Here is a 24,840-nt window from a genome sequence, read left to right as displayed (position 1 = left end):
TTGACAAATGATTCCGCTTCGTTTATAATATGAACAGCAGCAAAGGCGCTGTGGGTGATCACCCGCAGCGCCTTAATTTTCATTGTGAAAGGGTGAGGAGCGTTCCGAAAGATAGGCCGTATCTTTAGATAAGCCTGTTGATGAATGCGAAGCTTCGCATGGGTTCCCGACGGGGAACCGGGAATTTGAAGGATGGGCAAACGGAATTCCTGCCTTCGTTCAAAATGGGAACGGTTATAAAAGTTTATATGAGCGCACAAAGGCGTGTATTTTTGGTGGGCATCCCAGGATGCCGCTAAAAATACACGCCTTAATTATTTTAAGGAGGTTTGATCTATGAGCACCGAAATGATAGTCGATACCCTATGGGTTGTATTGGCAGGACTATTGGTCTTCTTCATGAACCTCGGTTTCGCGGCGGTTGAAACGGGTTTTAACCGCTCGAAAAACGCTGTTAACATCCTGTCGAAGAACTTCATCGTATTCGCGGTCTCCTCGCTGGGCTTCATGCTGCTTGGATGGGGTCTGATGTTCGGTGGAGACAACCCGTTTGTTGGAACCCAGAATTTGTTTATCCTGGGTGGCAACGTGGATTTTTATAAGGACACGCTGACATCGAATGTGCCGTTCTGGGGCAAGTTCTTCTTCCAGTTGGTCTTCTGCGGTACCGCGGCGACCATTGTATCCGGAGCGGTGGCAGAGCGCGTCAAATATATCGCCTTCATCCTGTTCTCCTTCGTGCTGACCCTCGTGATTTATCCCATTGTCGGCCACTGGATATGGGGAGGCGGCTGGCTGGGTCAGCTCGGCTTCATGGATTTTGCGGGTGATACCGTCGTTCACTCGGTAGGCGGTTGGGGCGCTCTCGCCGGTGCGATGATCCTCGGCCCCCGTTACGGCAAGTATGACAAGGACGGCAAGCCCAAGGCGATTCCGGGCCATAACCTCTCATTGGCAGTTATCGGTGCGTTCATCCTGTGGCTTGGATGGTTCGGCTTTAACCCCGGATCTACCATGAGCTTCCAGAATCCCGCCGACGTGGTACATATTGTGCTTACTACCAACACCGCCACCATTGCGGCTATCCTTACCGCTACCGCTACGTCCTGGATCTTCATCGGAAAGCCTGATCTCGGCATGACCATCAACGGCTGTCTGGCAGGTCTTGTGGCTATTACCGGAGGCTGTGCCTATGTCAGCGTGGGCAGTTCCCTGCTTATCGGTGCGATAGCCGGCGTACTCGTGGTATTCTCCGTACTCATCTTTGACAAGGTAAAGATCGACGATCCGGTGGGTGCCACCTCTGTCCATCTGGTTTGTGGTGTTTTTGGAACGCTTTGTGTCGGGCTATTTGCCCAGGAAGGTGTCACCAGCCTGTCCACGGTCAACGGCTTATTCTTCGGCGGCGGGGCTTCGCTGCTCGTAACTGAAATCATCGGTGTTGTTGCTGTCGGCGCATTTACATTTGCCGCGTCCTATCTGGTATGGTATTTGCTCAAGGTAACCGTTGGCATCCGTGTCAGCCTTGAAGAGGAGATCGAAGGTCTTGACATCGGTGAGCACGGCAACCATGCTTATCCCGATTTCGCCATTGTGGCACCTATTATGGCAACAGCCAATGGTGGCGGGGAGATTACCACTGCTGCTGCCCCGGTCGCAATACAGAAGCCTGTTACTGGTACGGTATCGCCTGACGAGGCAGTCCCGGTGGTCAATAAGGCACGTCCCGGCGTGAAGATGACCAAGGTTACCGTCATTACGAACCAGGAGAAATTTACAGCGCTTCAGACGGCTCTTGACAAGATCGGCATTACCGGACTTACGGCCACAAACGTGCTTGGTTACGGTATGCAGAAAGGTCATACCGAGTACTTCCGCGGTTTGCCTGTGAAGACAAGGCTCCTGCCCAAGGTCCAGGTGGATATCGTCGTGTGCAAGATCCCAGTCGAGACGGTTGTGGAAACGGTCAAGAAGGCATTGTACACAGGATCGATGGGCGACGGCAAGATCTTTATCTACGATGTGGAAAATGTCATCAAGATCAGGACTGGAGAAGAAGGATACGACGCCTTGCAGGATGAAGAATAAGGCGACCCCGGAGACCACTGGAAAAGCTGCGATATGCAATAAAAAATGCTTTTCCGGTGGTCCGCCGGTCTTTTTTTTATGCTTCAGAACGCCGGAATTCTTTCCATCATAAAGATGGTATTCCTCTCAAACAGGCCGAAAGCGAAGGCCAGCCTTAAAAACAGGGGCATGTTGCTATAGGCCCGGAAACTTGTTCTTTCAAAGAAAGATGCCAGGTCCAGATGCTCCTCATAACCATAGGGGTTGAGCACGGTGATGCTATCGTTGCCGATGTCCAGACCGGTTATGAGCGAATAATGCAATGTCCACTCGTCACCGAATTTGGCTGCCCACTGGAAAGGCACAGGTATGCCTTTTTTCAGGGAACCGTATATCTTTTCAATCATTTCCGTATTGGATAAATAAGGGTACATGGTGGTTTTATATGCCGGAAAGCGTTTGTTCATTTCTGCTTCAAACTGTTTCCCGGTGGCGGTTACAACTTTGCCGTATTCGTTGAGGAGACTTTCCTCGGTAACCGATTCTCCCATCCAACCGGCCAGCATCTCGATGATAGCATACCCGCAGGAAACCTCCTGTTTGATCAAATGGACGCCTTCAATGCGAACGGGCTCTTTGTATTTTTCCGCAGCATATATGGTGGAAAAGTCGTTAAAAATACGCCCGCCTTTTATGCTGTCCAGGATTAATGCCCCAATGGCAACTGCCGCAACAGCAAAAATAAATCCGCATACTGCAAGTACAAGCTTTTTCCATGTTTTCATCGGTTCCTTCTACACCCTCTTATCCAGCCAATCTTTATCCGGCAGTGCCATTAATTTGGCATTGCTGTAAGAAGTTAATTAATTAAAGGATAACCGTAAATCCTGATCGGATCAACCGGAATCCCGGAATTTTTCAGAGCCTGTTCCCAAAGAGAGCAAGTCATCGTTAAGGAGCCCCGTTTGCAGGATGTATGATAATCAACTCACAAAATCCGTTTATCAGAATCAGGCAGGCATCCGATGCGTGCCTGGAGATGAAAAGGTTTACTGTGGGATTTTTTACTCACAGAGCCGATGGAAGTTATAGCAGCATGACAGCAAACCAGGAAATGCTTTCATCTGGTTTGCCGTGTATACTGAAACTACCGAACGGGAGGGAGAACGCCATGCAATGTCCAGAAATCATCAAAGCCGCGCTGGAATATATCGAGCATAACCTGAAGACCGATATTACGGCTGAAGAACTGGCACGAATGGCCAACTACTCCACCTGGCATTATTGCCGCTTGTTTTCATCGGTCATGGGATCTTCGGTTGCCGGTTATATTCTGAAACGGCGCCTTGATCATGCGCTTGCCGAAATCGCCGTCGGTCGGAAAGCCATAGATGTGGTGCTGGAGTACGGCTTTGATACCTATGCCGGGTTTTATAAGGCTTTTGTGAAGATGTATGGCTGTTCCCCCAAGAAGTATCTCGGTATCTACCGGGAGCACAAACCCAGAAAACCGGAGGTGGTTAATCTGTATACCGTAAATGAACTGCGCAAAATCCTGGAAAACTGGGACATAGAGAAGAAGCTTCCTCTCCATGATATCTATCTCTCAAACGGTTCCAGCGTGTCCGGAAAGGTTTGGACCGTAGGGGACAACTATGTCCTGAAAGCAGGCAGTCGTGAAAAACTGATTAAAAACCTGAAAATAGCCAAGGTCCTGCATGAACAAGGCTTTGCAGCATCGCTGCCGGTTCCCGCGAAAACAGGGGATGAGTACCTGGAGTACCCGGATGGTGATGAGATCTTTATCCTCACGCAGGGATTGAAGGGCAGGCCGCTCTCAAAATCCGCCGTTTTCGGATGCCACAGGACTCAGTATGCAGAAGAGTATGGAAGAGGCATCGCCAGGTTGCACAAGGCGCTCAAGGCTATTGAGAAAGAGGTCGTGCCCGATGAAGTAAACCTTTACAGGAACGTGGCAGAATGGGCCTTGCCGAATGTCAGACGACAAAACATGCAGTGGAGCATGGATCTTAAGGAAAGCTTCTTTGACGACTTTCTTGATAGTTTCGGTGCTCTGTATGACAAGCTGCCCAGGCAGCTCATCCACAGGGACCCCAATCCCAGCAATATCCTCTTTGACGGTGACCGGGTGAGCGGATTTATCGATTTTGACCTGAGCGAAGTCAATATCCGTTTGTGGGATGTCTGTTACTGCGCCACTGGGATATTATCGGAAGGCGGTGATGAAGCCTATGCGTGCTGGCTGGAGATTCTCGGCGGTATTCTCAGGGGCTATGACCTGGAGGAAAGGTTGACTGCGGAGGAAAAACAGGCCGTGTACTATGTTATTTGCGCTATCCAGATGATTTGCACAGCTTTCTTTGCCAGCCATGACATGTACAGGGAACTTGCAGAAACAAATCGCCGGATGCTGCAGTTCATCGTCAGGAATGAAGAAAAGATCAGGAAGGTGGCAGAATGACCTGATGAATCAAGGACTTGACAATAGTTTGATATCAAACTATAATGAAACAGGATGGGATTTTTTTCTAAATATATAAGAACAGGCCTGCCGCATGAAATCAGACGGGCGGTATATGAGGAGGAACCCATGATGCAATGCACGATTAAGGGATTGTCAATTCATTATGAGGTTAGGGGGGACGGAAAGCCAATCTTGCTTTTGCACGGATATGGTGTCGACCACAGGCTGATGTCTGGCTGCATGGAGCCGATATTTCAGAAAAGGGAAGGTTACAAAAGAATCTACCTGGACTTGCCCGGCATGGGCCGATCCGAAAGTGCGGCCTGGATCAGAAATTCAGACATCATGCTGGATATCATCACCGCGTTCATGGACACCATCATTCCAAACGAGAACTTCCTCCTTGCGGGTGAATCCTATGGGGGATTACTGGCCAGAGGACTGGTGTACAGAATGCCCGAACGGATTGACGGGCTGTTTCTGCTGTGCCCGGCAATTCTGACCAATCATCATGAGCACCAGGTATCCGAACATGTCGTGTTGAGCAGGGATGAAGCATTGATGCGGGAGCTTGGGCACGATGAGGCACATGCGTTTGCTTCCGTGAATGTGGTGCTGTCAAGAAAGGTATGGAAAAGATACAGGGATGATATCCTGCCCGGTCTTGCCCTGGGGGACAGGGTTTTCCTCGGCAGCATCCTGAACAGTGAATGTGTCTTTTCCTTTGATTGCGACAGGCTGCCCGAAAAATTCTGCAAGCCCACGCTTTTCCTTATGGGACGTCAGGATTCCTTCGTGGGATACAAGGATGCCTGGAATATCCTTGACAATTACCCGAGGGCGACCTTTGCCGTCCTGGACAGAGCGGGGCATAATCTGCAGATCGAACAGCCTGAACTGATGCATGCACTGGTCATCGAGTGGCTTGACAGGGTAAGCGAATATGAGATGAACCCATGTGCCGGCGGATGACCCTTTGCCTAACCTGCCGGCATCTGCTCTCACAGGAACATATACATCTCATGTTGAGAGAGGGCGTCTTTTTTGAAGTTTAAGCGCTTGACAAACCCCATCAGCTTTGCATTGCCGGAAAAACTGATGGCCAGCTTCTTAGGATGAAGCTCCCCGGCCGCATGATTGATGAGCCCTTTGGCTATACCCCTGTTTCGGAATCCGGATTCCACCCAGAGAAAATTGATTCTCCCGGAAGGATGCATGCTGAGTGCTCCTACCAGCCTTGCATCGCGGAATACGCCATAATGGATCTGGCCGTCAATGTGTCGAATATAATCGAAGCTGTTCTGCCAGTTGATATGGATGTCCGGGATTTTCTCGCTCAAGCTGATCAAATCCTCATGGCCTATTCGCCTGACCTTCAGATCGGATGGCAGGGTGCCATGGATTTCCGCGGGATTGTCGTGGGAGTAGTATACCAAATCGTATACCTTTTCATAGCCCATTTTCTCATAGAACCTTATGGCCCTGTCGTTGCCAGCGATGACTTCCAGGTACATCTGTCGGCAATGGTTCTCCAAAGCGATTTCCCTGTGAAGCTCAAATAACCGGGTGCTGACTCCGGTTCCCCTGTAGTCCGGATGAACGCAGAGTGCGCCGCAGCGAAGGGTTATCAGACCGTCAAACTCCCTGATCCCGCCTAAATTAAGTCCAATGGGCTTTTCTCCATCAAAGGCAATAACTGAATACTCAAGGCTATTTCCTTCCGGACCCAAAAAATGTTTCAGGAATAAATCCATCGGCATATCGATCTTCAGAATATAGTCGGAAAAGCCGGTCCGAAAGGCCTGGTATATGGCATCTTCATTTGCTTCCGTACATCTTTTAAAAGTTATCATGCATTCCCTCTTTTCTCATTAGGTTTGCTTACATAAAGCTTTGCCCACGAATCCCGGGATCCTGCGTCCCGCCTTAACATTTTCTCAAAAAGCAAAGACCCGGAAGCATGGGACGGGATATTGCATAACAAAGCCCAATGCTGTCCGGGACTTTGCCCAAAATAACCTGGAGTTCTTTCTATTTTATGTTAAGATTAAAGCCCTGTTTGCGGATAATATTCAGTATTTCCTGGCGCCTGGGATTGGCCTGGCTGAACCTTGCCACCACCTGGTTGCTGAAACTGTCCATGGGCCTTCCGGGATCTCGTAAATCATAGTAAGTACGCATTTCCTCATCGTAGGTCTTGATCTCATCAAGATAGTTTTCAAATGTGGCATAGGCATTTTCAAACACTCTCAGCCTCATCTCCATCCTGGGCTTGAGCTGCGGATTCTGGTTGGGATAGCCTATGCCCAGACCCAGAACCGGGAAGGTTAACTGGGGCAATTTGAGATTTTCTCAGAATCGTTGAGGATGCTTCCCAGGTAGACGGTTCCTAAACCCAGGGATTCTGCGGCGTTTACCACATTCTGGGCCATCAGGCACGCATCGGTGAAGGATTGGAAGAACCGATCCATGTCTTTTGCGGTTTCCGCCTGGTAACCCTTTTCCTTTGCGATTTGGCTGTTCCTGTACTGGTCCACGATGAATATGAGAAGCTCCGGAGCCCGTGCCACATATTCCTGGGTGCAGATCCCGGCAATCTGGTTTTTAAGTTCCTGATCCACGACACGGATGATGGAGCAGGCCTGCATGCCCACCGATGTGGCGGTGCGCCTTGCCACTTCCATCAATTGCGCAAAAACCTCTTCGGGTATTTTTTGGGCCTTGAACTCCCGAATGGTACGATGGGCAAGTTGGTTTTTTATTGTTTCGTTCAGCACGTCATCATATCCTCCTTCGCTTGATGGATTCCAGGGCTGGTCGTCTGAACATAATCTATGACACCCTTCTATTGATAATACCCGCTATTCCGGGCGGTTAACCCGGTTTTTTAACGGCAGGATACCGCAAGCCCTCCGACATAAATGCCATTGCTTCTGAGAACATGTCCGGCAGAACAGGAACAAGTAAACGTCCTTAAAGTAGTGGTGGCAAATATCCTCGATTTCTGCCACTTTATCACCGCCCATATTAAGACATGCAGAAGAAAAAACCTTACAGGAGATTATAAAAAAATCTCAAGGCATAAGTAGTCCTTGAGATTTATATTATCGTGGCAGATGCGCAGACCGGATTTCACCGGCTCATGATTTTTGCATGCTGCTCTGTATCCTGCTTATCGCAAACGCTGTTTCTTCCTTTGAAAGACTCCGGCCCTCATCATAGTTTTCTATAAAGTGGGTCAGCTGATCGACCTTGATGACCTTAACAAGGGAGTATTGGGCACCTTCTATCACACTTTCTATGTTTGCCCAGACTATCAGATCCACAATGGGGATTTTGCCTTCCAGTATATTATTCAGGACTTTGTGATGCCGCTTAACCTGGAAGACGGGGTTTTCCATGCCGGTTTTGTGTCCGTTTACAACCCGGTACCAGTTGCCTTCCTGGTCGATTGTCAGGTTTCCTGTGTAGTTCTTTATTTCTATATTGAAGACTGCCTTATCTCCGATGACAATGCTGTCAAATTCCTGGGCTTCTCCGCCATCGGACAGCCTGATATTGGCAAATACCTTAAACCTGTTCCGGTCGAGCCACTTTAATGCGTAGGCAACCTTCTTTTCGCCTTCCTGTCCTGCCTGCTTTATTTTTTCCTCATTCTGAAGGTAATGTGGCTGCCTGGGAGGATGAACCCCGTTAACCCCCTTCTTCTGAAGAACCTCACAGAGTTTGAGCCTGAGCTCAAAATCGACATTCTCTGCGTCTTTTACGGCATAATAGGCTTGCCTGAGGGAATTCCAGGATCTTGGATGGTTATTGATGATGGTTCTTTTAACCTGGGCTATAAAGGCCTGGACGGTTTCATTGCTGGGTTTGCGCATGACGGCCCGTTGCCGTATGGCCAGTTGGATTTGAGATACAAAATAGTATAGGCCGATGATCATAATGATGAAGAAAAGAACGAGGGGATACTCCAAGAAGAAATCAATGATGCGACTAAAAAATATCCGGATCTTGTTCAGTATCATCCTGCTGTCCCACCCTTACCTGAAGTAAAAAAGTCCTCCGGTAAAACCTGCTCCCTTTCAGTATGCTGTACCCTGTAAGCGTTTCGGACAGATCCTGCCAGGAAGACTTTGCTCGCATACAAGCCATATCGTTTTTTGCTGAAAACAGTGGTACAGTCAGAATTATAGACACGATATGGAATTAAGTCAATAAAACAAAGGGAAAAGAGCGGTTTTTCAGTGTGCAACAGGGAAACGTTGCCTATCTGGTCAGAAAATCCAGGGCATACCGGTTGAATGGCTCGCACGCTTCCTCGTGTGGCAGATGGCCGATATTCTCCAATACAATCAGCTCAGCATCCTGAATCCGTTCTTTCATCCGATCCATCATCCATCGCGGATGTATCCGGTCAGTGGAGCCCCAGATAAAGCGTTTTTATGCATGTCTTAAGGGGTAGAGGCGGATTTTCTCAAGCCTTTCGGTATGCCTGACTAGTTCCTCTTTCGCAAAAGGCTTTCCATGGGAGGGGTATACCTTCTGAAAATTCATTTCCGTCATCTTTTCCCATGAGGCCTTGTAGGCATCCAAATCCTCTATCCAGATGATTACATGGTTTCGGCTTGGGAAGCCGTTCATGGCCGCATCGCCGCAGAACAGCGCTTTGCTGTCGAACAGAAGGCCAATGGAATCGGCCGTATGGCCCGGGAGGAAAACAATCCTTGCCGAAAGCATTTTTTCTATTTCCTGCTGCGTGTTCCCCGTTACCGGAATGTAGCGGTCAGAGGCCTCCACCGGCTCGAAGCGGTGATCTCCCTTGCCAAAGAGCTTCATCAGCTGGCAGAAGAACCATGCCAGCCTGCTGCTGCAACCGCCCCTGAAGGCGTTTTGTCCTGCCTCCATCCGCCCGATGGTTTCGGGATGGAGGATGACCTTCGCATGGGTTCTTTCCAGCAGCCGGTTCAGGAAACCGACATGGTCGTCATGGGCATGGGTTATGAAAATGTACTTGATGTCATCCAGCGCAATGTTTTTCTTTCTCAGCGCTTTTTCAAACCGCTCAAATTGCTCCGGGTAACCGGTATCGATCAGCAGATAGCCTTCCTGCAGTTCAACCAGGTAGATGTTGCTGATCCGGTTGCCCACATTCAGCAACCGTTCTTCAAAAGGTTTTCTCATGCGGAGCATGCCGCCGATCTTCCTGGCCAGCCCGGCGTCGCGTTCCTTTACCGATTCGATGTACGAAGCCAGGTCTCCGAATTCCTCAATTGCCCGGCCCAGGAGGATGGTTTCCAGTTGATTGCGGATGCGGTGGGCGGAGGTCAGGCGGTCTTCATCCCGGATGGTGCTGATAAGCCATAAGGTATCTACCAGGGAATCCAATACCGCCTCTTTCGTGAAAGGCTTGTCCCAATGGGTTGGCCCGTCGTTCCGGGACTCTTCCCGGCTGTCCTGCTCAGCCAGTGCGGCCTGGAGTATTGCTTTTGACATGCCGACAGCACATTGGTCTCCCTCGCACGAGCAGCAGTACTCCGAACCCAGGCAAATCTGATCCAGGTCGTCTTTCAGGTGCAGGTAATAGTCATGCAGCATTTTTGCTTTGGCTGCAAAATCGGACCGGAGGCCATCACGCCTTCTGCGGACGAGCAGGAAGACCATCCAGGCGACTATGGCGGCCAGTATGCAGAGGAAGGGAGCCGCGTAGGCAGGGCTTAAGTATTGGGCGGGAACTGTCTGATACAGCTTCTGCAGACCGAAGAACATAAAGATGGAGGCAGCCAGGAATTTGATGCCCAGTTCCGGAATCTTGTCCCCAAGCTTTTTGCCGATGATGATGCCCAAAGCCCCTGTGGCTATCATGCCTGAAACGGTTCCTGCGAGGATCATCAGGGGATATCCGGCATCGGCGGCCAGGGTGATGGCCGTCAACTGGGTCTTATCGCCGAGCTCTCCAATGAAGAAAGCCAGGGCTACTGTGGCTGTCGGCCCGAACTGGAAACGTGTTTCCTTTTCTTCGTCTTCCTCCGGCTCAGGCTTCAGTGTCCAAAGGGCAAACCCAACAAACGCGGCTCCAGCAATCATCTGGATGGTGTTAATGGGAACCAGCTGGGACAGGTAACTGCCCAGAAGGACTGCCAGGCCATGGTTCAGGAATGCTCCCAGGCCTATTCCCAACAGGACTTTTCCCACTGGGAAACGCGTGGCAAAGGCCATGGCCAAAATTTGGGTCTTGTCTCCCATCTCCGCGACAAAAATCAGTAAAAATGCCCTGATCATTTCCTGAATCATAATTCTCTCTTTTCACCCCATACCATAAGAACTGCTCTTCTTCCACCCGATCAGGATGCGCTTTGCGTTATGCAATAAAAAAGACTTTTAGATTATCAGGCATACTCTGATAATCTAAAAGTCTCGCTTACTTTAACAAGAGGTTAAAGCAGATAAGACCAGGATTTCTCCAGCGTGTTGATCTTATCGTTAACAGCTACTCCCTTTTAGAATCAATGCTATCTTATCAATAACCGGACTTCTTGTCAATCGTCAGTGAAGCATGTGAGAAGCCCGATTCAGCCGGATTTCCAGGCATATCTCGCCGATTGCCGTACAGATGCAGCAGCTTGATTCTATCTCATAAGCTTTGCCCTCATCGGGCTTTTGCTGTACCGGAGGCAAGATATCGCACCGCAAATCCCCACCCGAAAGGGCGGTAAGCACATTGCCGCTGATGATATTCGCTACCTCCGATATGGCAGAAGTCACGAAAACATCTACCGCATCAAACTCCATGCCGCTCATGATTTTAACCATATTCAGAGATGTGGCGACAGGGAAGCGGTAAACCACTTCGCCCTGGAGGTCACCCACAATACCGATGGCGATATCAACTGCCTCGTCACATTTTAATGTTTTTTCCGGATGGGCGGAAATCTCCGGTATGTTGAGCATCAGTTGAAAGACATGGCTTGTCGCGTCGACAAAGGCTTTGTAAAGCTTATCCATCATATCCGCTCACCCTCTCCCTTTTGCATAATCCGCAATGCGCTGATCCTCTGCGGCCACATGGTTGATCAGCCATGCCAGGAGTCTTCCGCCAAACTGCTGCATCAGGTCCTCCTTGTTGCCGGACGCTTCATATTGCTTGGTAACCTCCTGCACATAGATCACCATACCGTTATGTATCTGTTTATGAGCTTCATATCCGGGATAATTGATGCTTCTCTGGTATTCCTCTTCATCGTGGAAATGCTCCACAACGTATCGCTTCATGAATTCCAGTGTTTCGTTAAGTTTCGGCACTTTTTCTTCCCAGTTGCCCCCCGATCGCAAGACCTGCAGAAAAGATTCAACGCGCCTGAACAGTTCCTTATGCTGCGCATCGATCTGAGGGACGCCAAGTTCATACTGGTCTTTCCATAACATAGCGGCAACATCCCCTTCACGCATATTGTGGTAGATCACACGGTCACCTGTCAGCATCCCTGTATTGTGGGCCGGCTCATTGGGTCATTCGGTCTGACAGGTTTTTTGCGTTTATCCTCAACCATATTGTAACATCCGGTATGGGGATAAGTCATCCATGTGGCATGATTTTTGTCAAAATAATGCATATTGGGTCGGCAGGAGGGCACAAACCCCACTCCGACCCATCATGTGTCACACCCGTGAAAAAAGGGAAGAGGGTATCGCAATTATATCCGCAGGAGCCCCATGGCTGCGGCGATAGAGCTAAGCAGGATCACAAGCAGTATGATGGGGGATAGGTACCGTATAAAAAGGTATATGTCCTTTGGCTCCTGAATCGGGATGATGAACGTATTTCCTCCACAACGGTCCTGATGCCCGCCTTTTTTATGATCAATAAACAGGTACTCAGGGCAGCAATGGGCATTAGGATGGAGTTGGTGAGAAAATCGAAGAGATCCAGGATGGACATACCCAATGGCTGGACGGAACTCCAGACGCTATATCCCAGTGCGCAGGCAGTGCCAAGCAAGAGCATAATCATGCCCATCAGCACACTGCATTTGCCTCTTGACCATCCTGTCTGGTCCATAAAGGTTGAAACACCGCTTTCCATCATGGAGATGGAACTGGTGAGCGCCGCAAACAGCACCATCAGGAAGAACACGATGCCCGGAATATCCACAAGCCCCATGTTCTCAAACACCTTTGGGATCGTGACAAACATGAGGAACGGACCGGATTGGATGCTGTCTTCACTGCCGCCGGAAAAAGCGAAGACGGCCGGAATGATCATAAGCCCGGCCAGCATGGAAACACCTGTATCAAATCCTTCCACCAGCCTGCTGGTTTTCTCGATATCCCCGTCTTTTTTGAGATAGGAGCCGTATGTATATAGAACACCCATAGCGATGGACAGGGAATAGAACATTTGTCCCATGGCGGCCACCAGGGTCATCCATGAGAACTTCCTGAAATTGGGGATGAGAAAATAGCGTACCCCTTCCAGAGCGCCGGGCTGGGCAATGGTGTAAACCACTATCACAATCGCCAGCAGGATCAGGATGGGCATCAAAACCTTGGAGGCCTTTTCAACACCATTTCCGACCCCCAACAATACGACGAGGAAGGTCAAAACCGTAAATATGATAAAGCATATTTCTGCACTGGAAAAGGAAGTAATAAAATCAGTAAAGTAATTGTCCCCTGCAAGAGCGACTGTATTGCCGGCAAAGTATTCATAAAGGTATTTGATGATCCATCCTCCGATAAAGGCGTAATAGGGTACGATGAGCATGGGAATAATGGCGTTGATCCATCCTCCAAATCGCAGCGGAAGACTGTTTCCGAAGCTCTGGAACGCTCCTACAGGGCTTTTCCTTGTCATTCTTCCCAGTGCTGTTTCAGACATGAGCATGGCATGACCGAAGGTTACAACCAGAACAAGGTAAACAATCAGAAAAATGCCCCCGCCATACCTGGCGGCCAGATAGGGAAATCGCCAGATGTTTCCCAGACCGACGGCAGAAGCGGCTGTGGCCATCACATAGCCAAAACTTCCTGTAAAGCTGCTGCGTGAATCTTTTGTCCCTGTTTTTTCCGTCAATGTTACCACATCCTTCAAAAGGCTTTTGCTTGAACCCGGGCTGAATGACCGGATAAAACGGCTTATACGGTCAATGACGATATACCATTGTATCATAACTCGCGTTTGCACATGAAGCTTCCATTACATATTCCGGGCTGTTTTGGCGCATCGGAAAAATGTGGGAAAACAAACTGCCTGCATCAATTTGCCTGCTTGAAAACGCTGTTTCCGCCGCTTCCGCCTGCTCCGGGGCGGAGCGCAGGACGGTATCTGTCAAGGCCATGATACATAAGAACAACCTGTTGATTTTGATGGAAAACGCATACGAAGGTGAAGTTGTCATAACAAACGGCCTTCCCCAAGCCTCCCATGAGGGGCATGGGTACGGAACACGCAGTATCGCGGCAATTGCCGATGCCCACGGCGGACAGGCAGTCTTCAGCGCCAGCCAGGGGGTGTTTGCCCTGAAGATCATGCTTCCGCTAGGGAGCTAGGCCGGGGGAAAGCCGTATGCCTTGGTCGCCCTGATCCAACTCTCCGGGGGTTGATCTGGTAGCGGTTGACCTTGCTTTGCAACGGCCGGGTTTGATGACGCAGCGCAAGGATGCGCTGTCGCCATTATATCTTGAGCCAGCCGAACGTAGCGGCGACCGAGCTGATTAATATGATGATCAGGATGATGGGCGCCAGATACTTTATGGTGACAATATAGGTCTTTTCACCTTTAAACGGGGAAGATATACGGATTTCCTCCACGACAGACCTGATGCCCGCATATTTGATGATCAAAACACAGGTGAATAATGCAGCAAGAGGCATCATGATGGAGTTTGTCAGAAAATCGAAGAAATCCAGAATGGACATGCCCAACGGCTGTACCGAGCTCCAGGCGTCATATCCCAGGGCGCATGCGGTTCCCAAAAGAAGCATGATAATGCCCATCACAACACAGCTTCTGCTCCTTGACCATCCTGCCTGATCCATGAAAGTGGACACGCCGCTTTCCATCAGCGAAATGGAACTGGTAAGGGCGGCAAACAGTACCATGAAAAAGAATATGATGCCCGGAATTTGACCAAGCCCCATGCTTTCAAGGATCTTGGGAATCGTGATGAACATCAGGGAGGGACCGGACCGGATATTTTCCTCGCTGCCACCCAGAAAAGCGAATATGGCGGGAATGATCATCAGTCCGGCCAGGATGGAAACGCCTGAGTCAAATGTCTCCACCAACCTGCTGGTTTTTACGATGTCCCCGTCCTTTTTCAGATAGGAACCGTATGTGTACAAAATACCCATGGCAATGGACAGGGAGAAGAACATCTGTCCCATGGCTGCCACAAGCGTCATCAAAGACAGCTTTCTGAAATTGGGGATGAAGAAATAGCGTACTCCCTCCATGGCGCCCGGCCGGGTCATGGAATAAACCGCTATGACAATGGCTAACAGGACCAGGAGCGGCATCAAGATTTTTGAGGCCTTTTCCACACCGTTACCAACCCCCATCAGCACGATGAGGAAGGTCAGAGCGGTAAACACGATGAAGCATATTTCCGTGCTGGAGAATGTCGTTATGAAACTGGTGAAGTAGTTGTTTTCCGCAAGGCTGGCAGTGTTCCCCGCCAAATACTCATACAAGTATTTGACGATCCATCCTCCGATAAAACAGTAGTAAGGCGCGATGAGCATGGGAACAATGGCGTTGATCCAGCCTCCGAATCGCAGCGGGAGGTTGCTTCCAAAGCTCTGGAAGGCGCCTACCGCACTTTTTCTTGTCATGCGCCCCAGCGCTGTTTCCGACATGAGCATGGCATGACCGAAGGTTACGACCAATACCAGGTAAATAATCAGGAAAATGCCCCCGCCGTATTTGGCCGCCAGGTAAGGAAACCGCCAGATGTTTCCCAAACCGACGGCGGAAGCGGCTGTGGCCATAACATATCCAAAGCTTCCCGTAAAGGTGTCGCGTGCTGACTTAGTCTTCCCGTTTTCCTTCATGCCTGTCACCACCTTATGGATTCATGCTGATGCGCCCCCCTGGAGGACGGGGACGGCAGCATCATCCGTCTGCCTGTATCATGCACCGGTTATCTCAATATCATCCACTGTTAACATATTATGCGCTGGTTTCCGGGTGGTAATCACAATAACGGACCGAGAATTTCTGCATGATGATGAAGGAAGTGAAGAGAAAAAACGCAGACAAAAAGGTTCCCCTGCCCATGGGACAAGGGAACCCTGACTGCCGGCGTTGCCCTTACAGTTTAACCTGCGCTATCATGTCTGCCAGTCTGTCCGAGGACTCCTTGTTCATCTGCATGGCCTGGTTGATCTCCTGGACAGCGCTGACCATCTCATTATTCTGCTCGGCGATATTCGCCGCGGCCGCTGTGGCCTGTTGTATGGTTGCCATAGGGGTCGCATACATAGATTTTCCCGGCATTCTCGGCAGCCTTGACGTACCATTCCCTGGTCAGGGGGTTGTAGCCTTCATCCGGCACCCAGCCCGACACGTCCACAAATGTTCCGTCTTCCAGGGCCAGGTAATTGAGATTTCCATAGTTCATCGCAGCTGATTTTTCAAGCACTTTGTATAAGGTATTGAATTCATGGTTTTCGGCCCAAATAACCCGTTCCGCGATAATCTCCAGGTTCTGTTTTTCCCTGCCTATCCATGCGTTAATTTCATGTGCTTTCAGTTTCGCTTCGGCCGATAACTTATCCTGAAGGGTAGTCTCCAGGTATATCCCCGATATGAATCTGTTTGCCGACCACATGGCCAGCACGCACACCATGCACAGAACGACAGAAATCAACGTAATTCTGTGTTTGATTTTCATGTATATTCCCCCAGTTCTTGTCAGGAATGCTTGATTATTTAATTACCACACTTTGGATAATTCAACTGACAAATTTTTCACGACACGACTGTATTGCTTAATTCTTCAGACAGCTGACTTATTGAGAACCTGTGCATTTGTCCGTAAAACAAAGGAGCCATGCAGTTTTTCCGCATGGCTCCCGGACGGTTGCTGTTGGATGGTGGAGCATAGGGGGTTCGAACCCCCGACCTTCGCGTTGCGAACGCGACGCTCTCCCAGCTGAGCTAATGCCCCGTGCGAACATATTATAGCACTGATTCATTGAGATTTGAACAGGGTAATATATGATTTAGTATCCGTGCCATGAGGCAGCCGCGATTTTCCCGTGGACATGGGCGTTACCCTTGGGAAATCACGGGTATCTTGCAGCGGTTGTAACGGTAGCGGTCAATAAAAAAAGATGTGAATGAGGACGGGCTGATGAGGAAATGTGCGAAAAATACCTGGTAAGCGCGTGCCTGGCCGGCGAGAATTGCCGGTATGACGGGAAGGACTGCAGGTATGAAGCCATCGTTGAACTGGTACGGCAGGGCAAGGCCATTCCGGTGTGCCCTGAGCAATTGGGTGGCCTTCCCACCCCCAGGTGTCCGAGCGAGATCGTGCGGACAAAGGATGGAACAGTCAGGGTTATCAATCGGGAAGGAAGGGACTGCACCCGGGAGTTTCTTGCGGGGGCGCAGAAGACGCTGGAACTTGCAAAAGCCCATGGTGTCAGAAAAGCCATCCTCAAATCCAAAAGCCCGTCCTGCGGCTGCGGACAGGTATATGACGGCACCTTCTCAGGAAAATTGACCAAAGGCTACGGCATCACCGCAAAGCTTCTGATGGAGAACCAAATTGAGGTTTGCACAGAGAACGATGTAAACCTGGATGACTGAAACTGAAACTGCGAGGATTTGACAATTATTGGGGGGCAAGCAATGGTAGCGATTTCTTTGGATATTGGGACGACAAAAATATGTGCCATCGCGGTAGACTGCGATACGGGCGATGTGCTTGAGGTGCTTTCGGAGGCCAATGCTTTTATACCGGCCGGGAGGGCCTGGGAAAAAATACAGGATCCCGGCAGGATCATGGAAATTTCCGAAATGCTTTGCGGTACGCTCATTCGAAAATACGCTCCCATAGCCTGTATCGGATTAACCGGTCAGATGCATGGCATTCTCTATCTCAACCGTTCCGGCGAGGCCATCAGCCCATTATACACCTGGCAGGATCAATGCGGCAACCAGCCCTATATGGGTCATTTGTCCTACGCGGAATACCTGACCGAAAACAGCGCGTACAGGATGGCCACCGGGTTTGGACTGACCACCTGTTTTTATCACACCCAAACCGGGCAACTTCCACCCGAGGCCTATAAGCTATGCACCATTCAGGATTATGTGGCCATGCGCCTTGTCGGAAAAGCCGAACCCATCATGCACCCTTCAAACGCGGCAAGCCTTGGTTTGTTTGATCTGCCCGGGAGGGATTTTGACAGGAAAACCATAAACCGCTTTGGCATGAACGCCGATTTGCTGCCAGCTGTTGTGCCCGACCACAGGATTATCGGGGAAACCCGGGAGGGCATACCCGTTTGTGTTGCCATCGGCGATAACCAGGCCAGTTTTCTGGGTTCGGCAGGTGTGGACAGGGGAACCATCCTGATCAATATCGGCACGGGCAGCCAGGTATCTGTCCTGTATGATGGAACCCAAGCTCCTGAGAACAGCCAGTTGGAAGTGCGGCCCTACCTGGAAGGTATGAACATGCTCGTTGGCTCGCCTTTGTGCGGAGGAAGCGCTTATGCCCTCCTGGAGAGGTTCTTCCGGGAGGTCATACGGATGGCCGGAATCGAAGCGGAATCGGCCTATCCCTATATGAATGCCCTGCTCGCCAGGAAAGAGCAGGTAACTGATCCCCTCCTTGTGTCCACCCGCTTTTCGGGCACGCGGCATAATCCCCATGAACGCGGCAGGATCGAAAATATCGGACTGGACAATTTTACACCCTTATCCATGATGATAGGTTTTTTGAACGGCATAGCGCAGGAGCTTTATGATCTGGCCATGCCCATCCTTACCGGCGCCGGTTTTTCCACCAGGCACCTGGTTGCCGCGGGAAACGGCGTGAGGAAAAACCCTGCCATGCGTTCCATCCTGTCGGAAAGGTTCGGTTTACCGGTCAAGGTACCGCTGCATCGCGAAGAGGCGGCGTTCGGAGCTGCCTTGTTTGCCATGGTCAATGCCGGTGTGTTTGCCGATCCGGATGAGGCCGGCAGGCTCATAAGGTATGTTTAGTCTCCTTTTTTGATAATATGGCGATTTACCGAAACGAAGGAGGACCAGGGGAGTTTGCTGCCTGGTCCTCTTATGTGCGTTGTCCGGACCATGCCGAAGGGAATGGCCGCAGGATTAACGCGTTATAAAAATTTACCGCGATGGAAAATTCAGAATATTTCCCTTTGTGTCCTGCGATCCGCAGCGGTATAATATCAATGAGGTGTTAAGGCCAAAACAGGCCTTGTGCCGATTACGGGGAATAATCAAAGGGTGGACTTTTATGAGGATCCTTCATACCTCCGACTGGCATCTGGGCAGGAGCCTGGAGCAGATCAGCCGGATAGAGGAACAGAAAGCATTCATCGACTTGCTTGTTGCCATCTGCGAGGAGGAGCGGATCGATCTCGTCCTTGTGGCCGGCGATATTTACGATACATACAATCCTCCGGCTTCGGCCGAGGAGCTGTTTTATGAAGCGCTGGAAAGGCTCAGCGGCAGGGGGACACGGGGGGTTGTCGTTATTGCTGGAAACCACGACAACCCGGAACGGCTATGCGCCGCAAGCCCGCTGGCATACAAAAACGGCATCATCCTGCTGGGTTATCCGGGCAGCGATGCCGGAGCATACAAAACGGGCGGGGAGATCCGCGTAGCCGCATCGGGAACTGGATGGTTTGAACTGGCCCTGCCGCACTGCGAACATCATGCCGTTATCCTGTCGCTTCCCTATCCGTCCGAATCACGTCTGGAAGAAGTCTTGTCCCGGGAAGCCGATGAAGGCATCCTTCAGAAAGCCTATTCCGATAAAGTCGGTGAGATTCTGGATTCGGGCAGCCGGAATTTCAGGGAGGATACCGTCAACCTGGTGGTGGCCCATCTCTTCATGAAAGGTGGCCGGGAGTCCGAATCCGAAAGAACCCTCCAGGTGGGAGGCGCATGGACGGTGTATCCGGAAGCCCTGCCTGCCGGTGCCCATTATGCTGCCCTGGGGCACCTGCACAGGCCGCAGGAGGTGCGCCATGCGCCATGCCCTGCTTTCTACTCCGGATCTCCTCTGGCATACAGCTTTTCGGAGGCCGAACACAGCAAGGCCGTTTACCTGGTGGATGCCCAGCCCGGACAAAAAGCCCGGGTCAGTCCCATCTACCTGAATTGCGGGAAGCCCCTGAGGCGATGGGTTGCCGAGGAAGGCTACGGGCAGGCCCTGGCTTGGTGCGAGGAGGGGCGGGACCGGAATGCCTGGGTGGAATTGACCATCGTGACCGACAGGATCCTCACCATGGAGGAGCAAAAAAAGCTCAGAAACCTGCATCCCGGCATCGTCAACATCTATCCCCGGCTGAAGGGCGAGCCCGGCATGGTTGAGTACAGCGCAAGCCGTGAGGGTAAAAAGATTGACGAGTTGTTCAGCGAATACTACAGGATCAGGATGGGGGCGGACATCCCCGATGAGGTCATGGCAGCTTTCCTTGAGATCGTGAATGAGCAGGATGAGGAGGTGGATGCCGGTGAGGCCGATATCCCTTGAGATTGAAGGATTGCAGAGCTTCAGGGAGAAAAGAAGGATCGATTTTGAAACCCTGGGCGAGACCGGGCTTTTCGGCATATTCGGACCCACCGGAAGCGGCAAGTCCACCATCCTGGACGCCATTACCTTTGCCCTTTTTGGTGATGTGCGCAGGGCAAAAAACGGCACCCAGGGCATCATCAACACCCATTGCAGGACCATGCGGGTATCCTTTACCTTCGAACTCGTCAGGGACGGTATCCGCAAAAGATACAGGGTGGAAAGGATATCCCAGAAAAAGAAGGACTCGGAAAACGTAACCGCCGTAAAGCTTGCCCGGCTCATGGAACTGACAGGTGCGGGGGAGATTCCTCTCTGCGACAAGGCCACCGACGTCACCAACAAGGTTACGGAGCTGATAGGGCTCAACAAACAGGATTTTACCCGGGCCGTGGTGCTTCCCCAGAACAGCTTCCAGGAATTCCTGCTCATGAACCATTCGGAACGGCGGCGGATGCTGGAGCGGATCTTTTATCTTGAAGAATACGGAAAACAACTGACGGACAAGCTGAACCGGAAGATTGACAAGGTGAAAAGCTGCATCGATACGCTGACGGGCGAACTGCGGGGCTACAATGATGCTTCGGACGAAGCTCTAAAGGAAGCCCGGGAGGCTATGGAAAACGCGGCCGCTGAAAAGGAGAAGGCGCTGAAAATATTCAAAGAGCTGGAACAGCAATACAATCAGGCCAAAGAGGTATGGCAGCTGGTACAGGAACTGGCGGAGGTTGAAGAGCGGGAAAAAAAACATGCCGGCATGGCGCAGGAAATCGCAGACGGCAAGACCAGGCTGGCCAGGGCGGAAATGGCTGTGCTTCTGGTGGAGCCCATCCGAAAGAACAGGGAACTGGCCGGGCGACTAAAGAAAACAACCGAACTGCTGACGGCGGTTGAAAACAGACTCCCAATCGTCCGGGCTGAATTGATGAAGTACCGGAAGCATTATGATACCCTGAAAAATGAACGGGCGGTTGAAGAACCCCGGCTGGTGGCCAGAAGGGCCAGGCTGGAAGACGCTCTTGTCCTGAAAGATGAGATTGCTTCTGCCGCCGAGAAGCTCAAGTCGCTGACAGATCTGTCGGCACAACTGGAAAATACCCTGGCGCAGCAAAGCCTTGAGATAAACCGGGAAACCGAGGCATATGGAAGGCTCGTGGGGGAAGCTGAACGGCTCAAAAAAGAATGGGAAGCCCATATCGTTGACCCCGCATACAGGAAGCGTATCCAGGAAGGCTCACGGCTTGAGGAGGAAGGGGATCGGCTGAAAAAATCCATGACCGAACGCATGGAGGAAGCTGAAATCCTGAAAAAACGCCTCAAGGATGCGGAGGACAGGCTTGAACAGGCCAGAAAAGCCATTGCCGACGGCCAGGAGGAGGCGGAAGCGCTTGCGCGGGAAGCCGCCCAATCCGACAGCCTGCTCAAAGAGGAGAGACAGGCGATCGAGAAGGAGGCCCAGGAACTTCAGGATATCAGGGGGATCTGCAGGATCATCAGGCTTCGCCGGGAACGGATGGCGGAACTGGAATCCCGGATGGAGCAAATCAGCCGACTGATAGAAGAAAGTGAAGAAAAAAGGCGAGTGCTTCAGAGCGCCAGGGATGAAGCAGAGGCCTCCTGTGACCGGTACAGGCGTCAGTTGGAAGAAACGGAACGCATGCTGGATAAGGGAGCAGCCTTTAGACTGGCCAGGCAGCTCAAGGAAGGCGATCCCTGCCCGGTCTGCGGTTCCGTGCATCATCCAAACCCTGCCGGCTCGGCTGATCTGGAAGAAATGTCCGTTCTTGAAACCCGGGTGGGGGAACTTCGCACCGGACTGCAATCTGCCGAGAAGGCCCTGCGGGAAGCCGAGGCGGAACTGATGGTCAACGGCGAGCAGCTGGCAACTGCGAGGTCGCAGTTTGAACAGGCGAAAGATGAACTGGATGCCCAAACCCGAGAACTGGAAGCTGAAAGACGAAAGCTGCCCGAGAGCTTGCGAAACCTGGAACCGAACACACTGGAGGCTGAACTGGAAAAGATGGAGAAGGTCCTTGACGGTAGAAGGAAGGAGCTGGCGGATGGGGAAAGAAGCCAGGAAGCTCTTATACGGCGCCTCCAGAGCCAAAAAGAGGTTTTGTCGGAGCAGAAAGCCGGGGAGGGCGGCATCCTGTCGGAGCTTAAACTGAACAGGGAAAGGCTTGCGGAAGTCGAGTCATCCCTTGAGGAAGCAAAAAAGCTGTGGGAGGCAAACTGTGAAAAGATTTCCCGTTTCCTTGCCGATTGGTCCATCCCAAGCATCCGCGGCGAACTGGAACGGCTTGCCCAAAGCGATCAGCGGGCGGATGCCCTTCGCAGGGAATTGGAGGCTATCAATCACCAGTTGGCCGAGAAGGAGTCTGCGATTGGTCGGCTGAAAGAGAAACTGCAAGCCATCCGGGCCGAGGTTATAAAATGCAAGGCTGAGGCGGAGCATTTGGAGAAGGAGCGAAAAAACAGGGAGATTCGCATTCATCAGCTTGTCGGTGAGGCCGATATCGAGGACGAGATCAGGCGTATCAGGGATAGACTTGAAGCCTATGAAACAGAGGAAAAGGAACTGGCGGACAAGCTCAAAACGCTTGAAACGGATTATCAGAACCTCCAGAACGAGCAAGCCGTGCTGCTCAGCCAGAAGGAAGCGCTGACAAGGGATTTGCAGGAGGACGAAAGCCACCTGAAAAAAGCCCTCACGGATATGGGCTTCAACGGATCGGAGGAGGTGGAGAAATCCCTGCTGCCCGAAGCGGAGATAAACGCGTGGAAAGCGAGAATCGACGAATACGAGCGGACAGGAATCAAGATACTGGCCGATAGGGAACGCATCGCCCAAAAGCTTAATTCCAGGACCATCACCGAAGAAGGATGGCAGAAGATCAGCCAGGCCTGGCAGGAAGCGGTGGCTGCCAGGGAAACCCGAATCTCCGAGTATGATATAGCCGTTCACCGTTACCAGGACATCAAGGCCAAGCATGAAAAATGGCTTGAACTGAATGCGAAGCTGGATGAAGCCGGCAAAAAAATGTCCCTCCTGGAGCAGATCCGAAAGCTGCTGATCGGCGATAAGGGCAAGGACAACAGCTTTATCGATTACATCGCGGAGGAAAGGCTCCGTTATGTGGCCGCCAAGGCATCGGAAACCCTGGGAGCCATGACACGGTACAAGTACGCCCTGGAACTGGATGCCGACAACGGCTTTGTCATCCGCGATAATGCCAATGGAGGGATTTACCGCATGGTGAATACCCTCTCCGGCGGCGAGACATTCCTTACATCCCTGTCGCTGGCCCTGGCCCTGTCCGAGCAGATTCAGCTTAAAGGCCAGAGCCCGCTGGAATTTTTCTTCCTGGATGAGGGCTTCGGGACCCTTGACCGGAACCTTCTGGATAACGTGATCGATTCCCTCGAGCGCATCAGCAAAAAGGAGCGGGTGATAGGCCTTATCAGTCACGTGCCGGAACTTCGCAGCCGCATCGGCAGGCGCCTGATCGTGGAGCCGCCCACGCCCGACGGCGAAGGCACCCGTGTCCGGATAGAAAAAGCATGAATACCTGGGTGACGGTTCTTCCGGCCAAGAAATACCAGAGGGACGGTTCTTCTGGTTTTGAGGGGAGGTGCTTGCACCTCACATGTCCGGGAGCCCGTAAAGGCCGGTCGCTGTGCTGCACGGCTGCAAAACAGCAGCTGTTCGAACGGGGGGCGGTTGAACTCGCTACGCTCAAACAGCAGCCGCCCTTGTCCCATTTTCACAGGCTGTTTTGGCGCCTTATCGCAATGCGACCTTGACCTTTACGGACTCCCTGCGAACAGTTATGGTTATGTTGACGTAAGTAACCGGAAGAACCGTCCCCCTGGATCACTCCTGGAGCAGAACCATACCCCTGAAGGCCAATAGAAGCCGCCTTTCCACGTCATCCCAGTTGATCAGGCTCCACCATTTTTCAAGGTACTCCCTTCGCCTGTTCTGGTAGTCCAGGTAATACGCATGTTCCCAAACATCGCAAACCAGGATGGGGATGCCGCTCCACTGGGTCAGGTTCTGGTGCTTTTCGCACTGCAAGAGTTCCAGCCTGCGCCATGCGGGATGCCAGACCAATATTGCCCATCCGGAGGCCTCCACCTTTTCTGCGGCTTCAATGAACTGGGCCTTGAAATTGCTAAAGTCGCCAAAATAGAGCTTGATCTGCGTGGCGGTGGCAATACCGGGCTGTCCCCTGGCTCCCAACGGAGCCATGTTGGTCCAGAAGATGCTGTGCAGGATGTGCCCGGAGCCGTTGAAGGCCAGCTGGTTTTCCCAGTATTTCACATACGCGTAGTCGTTGGATCCGCGCGCTTCCACCAGGGCAAGTTCTGCCCGGTTCAGACCGTCCACGTAGGCCTTGTGGTGCCTGTCATGGTGGATTCGAAGGGCCTCTTCGCTGATGACGGGCTCCAGCGCGTCATAGGGATACGGCAGGGGCGGCAGCGTGTGCTGTCCCGGCATGATTACTGTTTCGGTCATCCGT

General features: G+C 51.5%; 21 protein-coding genes and 1 tRNA gene. 8 read left to right on the top strand and 14 right to left on the bottom strand.

Features of this window, described 5'->3' with window-relative positions; all coding sequences use genetic code 11:
• Nucleotides 1-336: 336 nt before the first annotated feature.
• Nucleotides 337-2,088, top strand: a complete 1,752-nt coding sequence (locus F3H12_RS13565) for an ammonium transporter (protein ID WP_149677366.1) — start codon at nucleotides 337-339, stop codon at nucleotides 2,086-2,088.
• A gap of 83 nt (nucleotides 2,089-2,171) precedes the next feature.
• Here F3H12_RS13565 and F3H12_RS00435 read toward each other — a convergent pair whose 3' ends face one another.
• Nucleotides 2,172-2,852 (bottom strand): C39 family peptidase, encoded by a 681-nt coding sequence (locus F3H12_RS00435; RefSeq protein ID WP_149677365.1) that lies wholly within the window; start codon nucleotides 2,850-2,852, stop codon nucleotides 2,172-2,174.
• A 386-nt stretch (nucleotides 2,853-3,238) separates the two neighbouring features.
• Here F3H12_RS00435 and F3H12_RS00430 point away from each other — a divergent pair, with 386 nt between their 5' ends.
• Together F3H12_RS00430 and F3H12_RS00425 are read left to right on the top strand one after the other, a co-directional pair.
• On the top strand, nucleotides 3,239-4,549 hold the full coding sequence (locus F3H12_RS00430; RefSeq protein ID WP_149677364.1) for a phosphotransferase: 1,311 nt from the start codon (nucleotides 3,239-3,241) through the stop codon (nucleotides 4,547-4,549).
• Between the two features lie 129 nt (nucleotides 4,550-4,678).
• Entirely contained in the window at nucleotides 4,679-5,524 is an 846-nt protein-coding gene (locus tag F3H12_RS00425; protein WP_340162566.1) for an alpha/beta fold hydrolase, read from the top strand.
• Nucleotides 5,525-5,553: 29 nt separating this feature from the next.
• Here F3H12_RS00425 and F3H12_RS00420 read toward each other — a convergent pair whose 3' ends face one another.
• From F3H12_RS00420 to F3H12_RS00385, 9 genes are all read right to left on the bottom strand, one after another.
• Nucleotides 5,554-6,405: a GNAT family N-acetyltransferase gene (locus F3H12_RS00420; RefSeq protein WP_149677363.1), complete on the bottom strand. Its 852-nt coding sequence runs from the start codon at nucleotides 6,403-6,405 to the stop codon at nucleotides 5,554-5,556.
• A gap of 178 nt (nucleotides 6,406-6,583) precedes the next feature.
• Entirely contained in the window at nucleotides 6,584-6,892 is a 309-nt protein-coding gene (locus tag F3H12_RS13325; protein WP_207706775.1) for a nitroreductase family protein, read from the bottom strand.
• The gene (locus F3H12_RS13320; protein ID WP_207706774.1) at nucleotides 6,880-7,329 is read right to left on the bottom strand and encodes a nitroreductase family protein; all 450 of its coding nucleotides are present in this window, start codon (nucleotides 7,327-7,329) and stop codon (nucleotides 6,880-6,882) included. Before F3H12_RS13320 ends, F3H12_RS13325 begins: the two co-directional genes overlap by 13 nt.
• 363 nt (nucleotides 7,330-7,692) lie before the next feature.
• Complete coding sequence (locus F3H12_RS00410) at nucleotides 7,693-8,577, bottom strand: nuclease-related domain-containing protein (protein ID WP_149677362.1); 885 nt, start codon at nucleotides 8,575-8,577, stop codon at nucleotides 7,693-7,695.
• Nucleotides 8,578-8,818: 241 nt separating this feature from the next.
• Nucleotides 8,819-8,935 carry an alpha/beta fold hydrolase gene (locus tag F3H12_RS00405; RefSeq protein WP_149677361.1) on the bottom strand — a complete coding sequence of 39 codons (117 nt, stop codon included), beginning with the start codon at nucleotides 8,933-8,935 and terminating at the stop codon, nucleotides 8,819-8,821.
• A gap of 57 nt (nucleotides 8,936-8,992) precedes the next feature.
• Nucleotides 8,993-10,843: a TMEM165/GDT1 family protein gene (locus F3H12_RS00400; protein ID WP_149677360.1), complete on the bottom strand. Its 1,851-nt coding sequence runs from the start codon at nucleotides 10,841-10,843 to the stop codon at nucleotides 8,993-8,995.
• Nucleotides 10,844-11,095: 252 nt separating this feature from the next.
• A complete protein-coding gene (locus F3H12_RS00395) occupies nucleotides 11,096-11,557 on the bottom strand; it encodes a chemotaxis protein CheX (RefSeq protein ID WP_149677359.1) in 462 nt (153 codons plus the stop codon).
• A 6-nt stretch (nucleotides 11,558-11,563) separates the two neighbouring features.
• On the bottom strand, nucleotides 11,564-11,974 hold the full coding sequence (locus F3H12_RS00390) for a bacteriohemerythrin (protein ID WP_149677358.1): 411 nt from the start codon (nucleotides 11,972-11,974) through the stop codon (nucleotides 11,564-11,566).
• A gap of 316 nt (nucleotides 11,975-12,290) precedes the next feature.
• Complete coding sequence (locus F3H12_RS00385; protein WP_340162565.1) at nucleotides 12,291-13,622, bottom strand: sodium-dependent transporter; 1,332 nt, start codon at nucleotides 13,620-13,622, stop codon at nucleotides 12,291-12,293.
• Between the two features lie 158 nt (nucleotides 13,623-13,780).
• Here F3H12_RS00385 and F3H12_RS00380 point away from each other — a divergent pair, with 158 nt between their 5' ends.
• Nucleotides 13,781-14,098, top strand: a complete 318-nt coding sequence (locus F3H12_RS00380) for a GHKL domain-containing protein (protein ID WP_149677357.1) — start codon at nucleotides 13,781-13,783, stop codon at nucleotides 14,096-14,098.
• Nucleotides 14,099-14,222: 124 nt separating this feature from the next.
• Here F3H12_RS00380 and F3H12_RS00375 read toward each other — a convergent pair whose 3' ends face one another.
• The 3 genes from F3H12_RS00375 to F3H12_RS00365 all read right to left on the bottom strand — a co-directional run bounded on the left by F3H12_RS00375 (nucleotide 14,223) and on the right by F3H12_RS00365 (nucleotide 16,720).
• Entirely contained in the window at nucleotides 14,223-15,602 is a 1,380-nt protein-coding gene (locus F3H12_RS00375) for a sodium-dependent transporter (protein ID WP_149677356.1), read from the bottom strand.
• A gap of 359 nt (nucleotides 15,603-15,961) precedes the next feature.
• Entirely contained in the window at nucleotides 15,962-16,444 is a 483-nt protein-coding gene (locus F3H12_RS00370; RefSeq protein ID WP_149677355.1) for a PDC sensor domain-containing protein, read from the bottom strand.
• A gap of 200 nt (nucleotides 16,445-16,644) precedes the next feature.
• A tRNA-Ala gene (locus F3H12_RS00365) sits at nucleotides 16,645-16,720 on the bottom strand.
• Nucleotides 16,721-16,914: 194 nt separating this feature from the next.
• On the opposite strand from F3H12_RS00365, the gene F3H12_RS00360 reads away from it, so the two are divergent.
• The 4 genes from F3H12_RS00360 (at nucleotide 16,915) to F3H12_RS00345 (ending at nucleotide 23,882) form a co-directional block, all read left to right on the top strand.
• Nucleotides 16,915-17,364, top strand: a complete 450-nt coding sequence (locus F3H12_RS00360; protein ID WP_149677354.1) for a 2-thiouracil desulfurase family protein — start codon at nucleotides 16,915-16,917, stop codon at nucleotides 17,362-17,364.
• Nucleotides 17,365-17,406: 42 nt separating this feature from the next.
• Complete coding sequence (locus F3H12_RS00355) at nucleotides 17,407-18,768, top strand: sedoheptulokinase (RefSeq protein WP_149677353.1); 1,362 nt, start codon at nucleotides 17,407-17,409, stop codon at nucleotides 18,766-18,768.
• A gap of 262 nt (nucleotides 18,769-19,030) precedes the next feature.
• A complete protein-coding gene (locus F3H12_RS00350; RefSeq protein WP_149677352.1) occupies nucleotides 19,031-20,278 on the top strand; it encodes an exonuclease SbcCD subunit D in 1,248 nt (415 codons plus the stop codon).
• Entirely contained in the window at nucleotides 20,253-23,882 is a 3,630-nt protein-coding gene (locus F3H12_RS00345) for an AAA family ATPase (RefSeq protein ID WP_188118288.1), read from the top strand. The genes F3H12_RS00350 and F3H12_RS00345 overlap by 26 nt, the downstream gene beginning before the upstream one ends.
• Before the next feature lie 309 nt (nucleotides 23,883-24,191).
• On the opposite strand, the gene F3H12_RS00340 is transcribed toward F3H12_RS00345, so the two are convergent.
• Nucleotides 24,192-24,836, bottom strand: a complete 645-nt coding sequence (locus tag F3H12_RS00340; RefSeq protein WP_149677350.1) for a superoxide dismutase — start codon at nucleotides 24,834-24,836, stop codon at nucleotides 24,192-24,194.
• Nucleotides 24,837-24,840 lie beyond the last annotated feature (4 nt).

Origin of the sequence: Thermoclostridium caenicola, from assembly GCF_900142095.1 — a bacterium.
In the GTDB taxonomy this organism is placed as follows: domain Bacteria; phylum Bacillota; class Clostridia; order DSM-8532; family DSM-8532; genus Thermoclostridium_A; species Thermoclostridium_A caenicola.
The sequence above is the reverse complement of the archived record's forward strand: the minus strand, read 5'-3'. Positions and strand labels throughout refer to the sequence as shown.

Bases quoted from the DNA above. Each gene is read 5' to 3' on its own strand.
- F3H12_RS13565 (WP_149677366.1), top strand. From the start codon at position 337: ATGAGCACCGAAATGATAGTCGATACCCTATGGGTTGTATTGGCAGGA.
- F3H12_RS00435 (WP_149677365.1), bottom strand. From the start codon at position 2,852: ATGAAAACATGGAAAAAGCTTGTACTTGCAGTATGCGGATTTATTTTT.
- F3H12_RS00430 (WP_149677364.1), top strand. From the start codon at position 3,239: ATGCAATGTCCAGAAATCATCAAAGCCGCGCTGGAATATATCGAGCAT.
- F3H12_RS00425 (WP_340162566.1), top strand. From the start codon at position 4,679: ATGATGCAATGCACGATTAAGGGATTGTCAATTCATTATGAGGTTAGG.
- F3H12_RS00420 (WP_149677363.1), bottom strand. From the start codon at position 6,405: ATGATAACTTTTAAAAGATGTACGGAAGCAAATGAAGATGCCATATAC.
- F3H12_RS00410 (WP_149677362.1), bottom strand. From the start codon at position 8,577: ATGATACTGAACAAGATCCGGATATTTTTTAGTCGCATCATTGATTTC.
- F3H12_RS00405 (WP_149677361.1), bottom strand. From the start codon at position 8,935: ATGAAAGAACGGATTCAGGATGCTGAGCTGATTGTATTGGAGAATATC.
- F3H12_RS00400 (WP_149677360.1), bottom strand. From the start codon at position 10,843: ATGATTCAGGAAATGATCAGGGCATTTTTACTGATTTTTGTCGCGGAG.
- F3H12_RS00395 (WP_149677359.1), bottom strand. From the start codon at position 11,557: ATGATGGATAAGCTTTACAAAGCCTTTGTCGACGCGACAAGCCATGTC.
- F3H12_RS00390 (WP_149677358.1), bottom strand. From the start codon at position 11,974: ATGTTATGGAAAGACCAGTATGAACTTGGCGTCCCTCAGATCGATGCG.
- F3H12_RS00380 (WP_149677357.1), top strand. From the start codon at position 13,781: ATGTGGGAAAACAAACTGCCTGCATCAATTTGCCTGCTTGAAAACGCT.
- F3H12_RS00375 (WP_149677356.1), bottom strand. From the start codon at position 15,602: ATGAAGGAAAACGGGAAGACTAAGTCAGCACGCGACACCTTTACGGGA.
- F3H12_RS00370 (WP_149677355.1), bottom strand. From the start codon at position 16,444: ATGAAAATCAAACACAGAATTACGTTGATTTCTGTCGTTCTGTGCATG.
- F3H12_RS00360 (WP_149677354.1), top strand. From the start codon at position 16,915: ATGTGCGAAAAATACCTGGTAAGCGCGTGCCTGGCCGGCGAGAATTGC.
- F3H12_RS00355 (WP_149677353.1), top strand. From the start codon at position 17,407: ATGGTAGCGATTTCTTTGGATATTGGGACGACAAAAATATGTGCCATC.
- F3H12_RS00350 (WP_149677352.1), top strand. From the start codon at position 19,031: ATGAGGATCCTTCATACCTCCGACTGGCATCTGGGCAGGAGCCTGGAG.
- F3H12_RS00345 (WP_188118288.1), top strand. From the start codon at position 20,253: ATGCCGGTGAGGCCGATATCCCTTGAGATTGAAGGATTGCAGAGCTTC.
- F3H12_RS00340 (WP_149677350.1), bottom strand. From the start codon at position 24,836: ATGACCGAAACAGTAATCATGCCGGGACAGCACACGCTGCCGCCCCTG.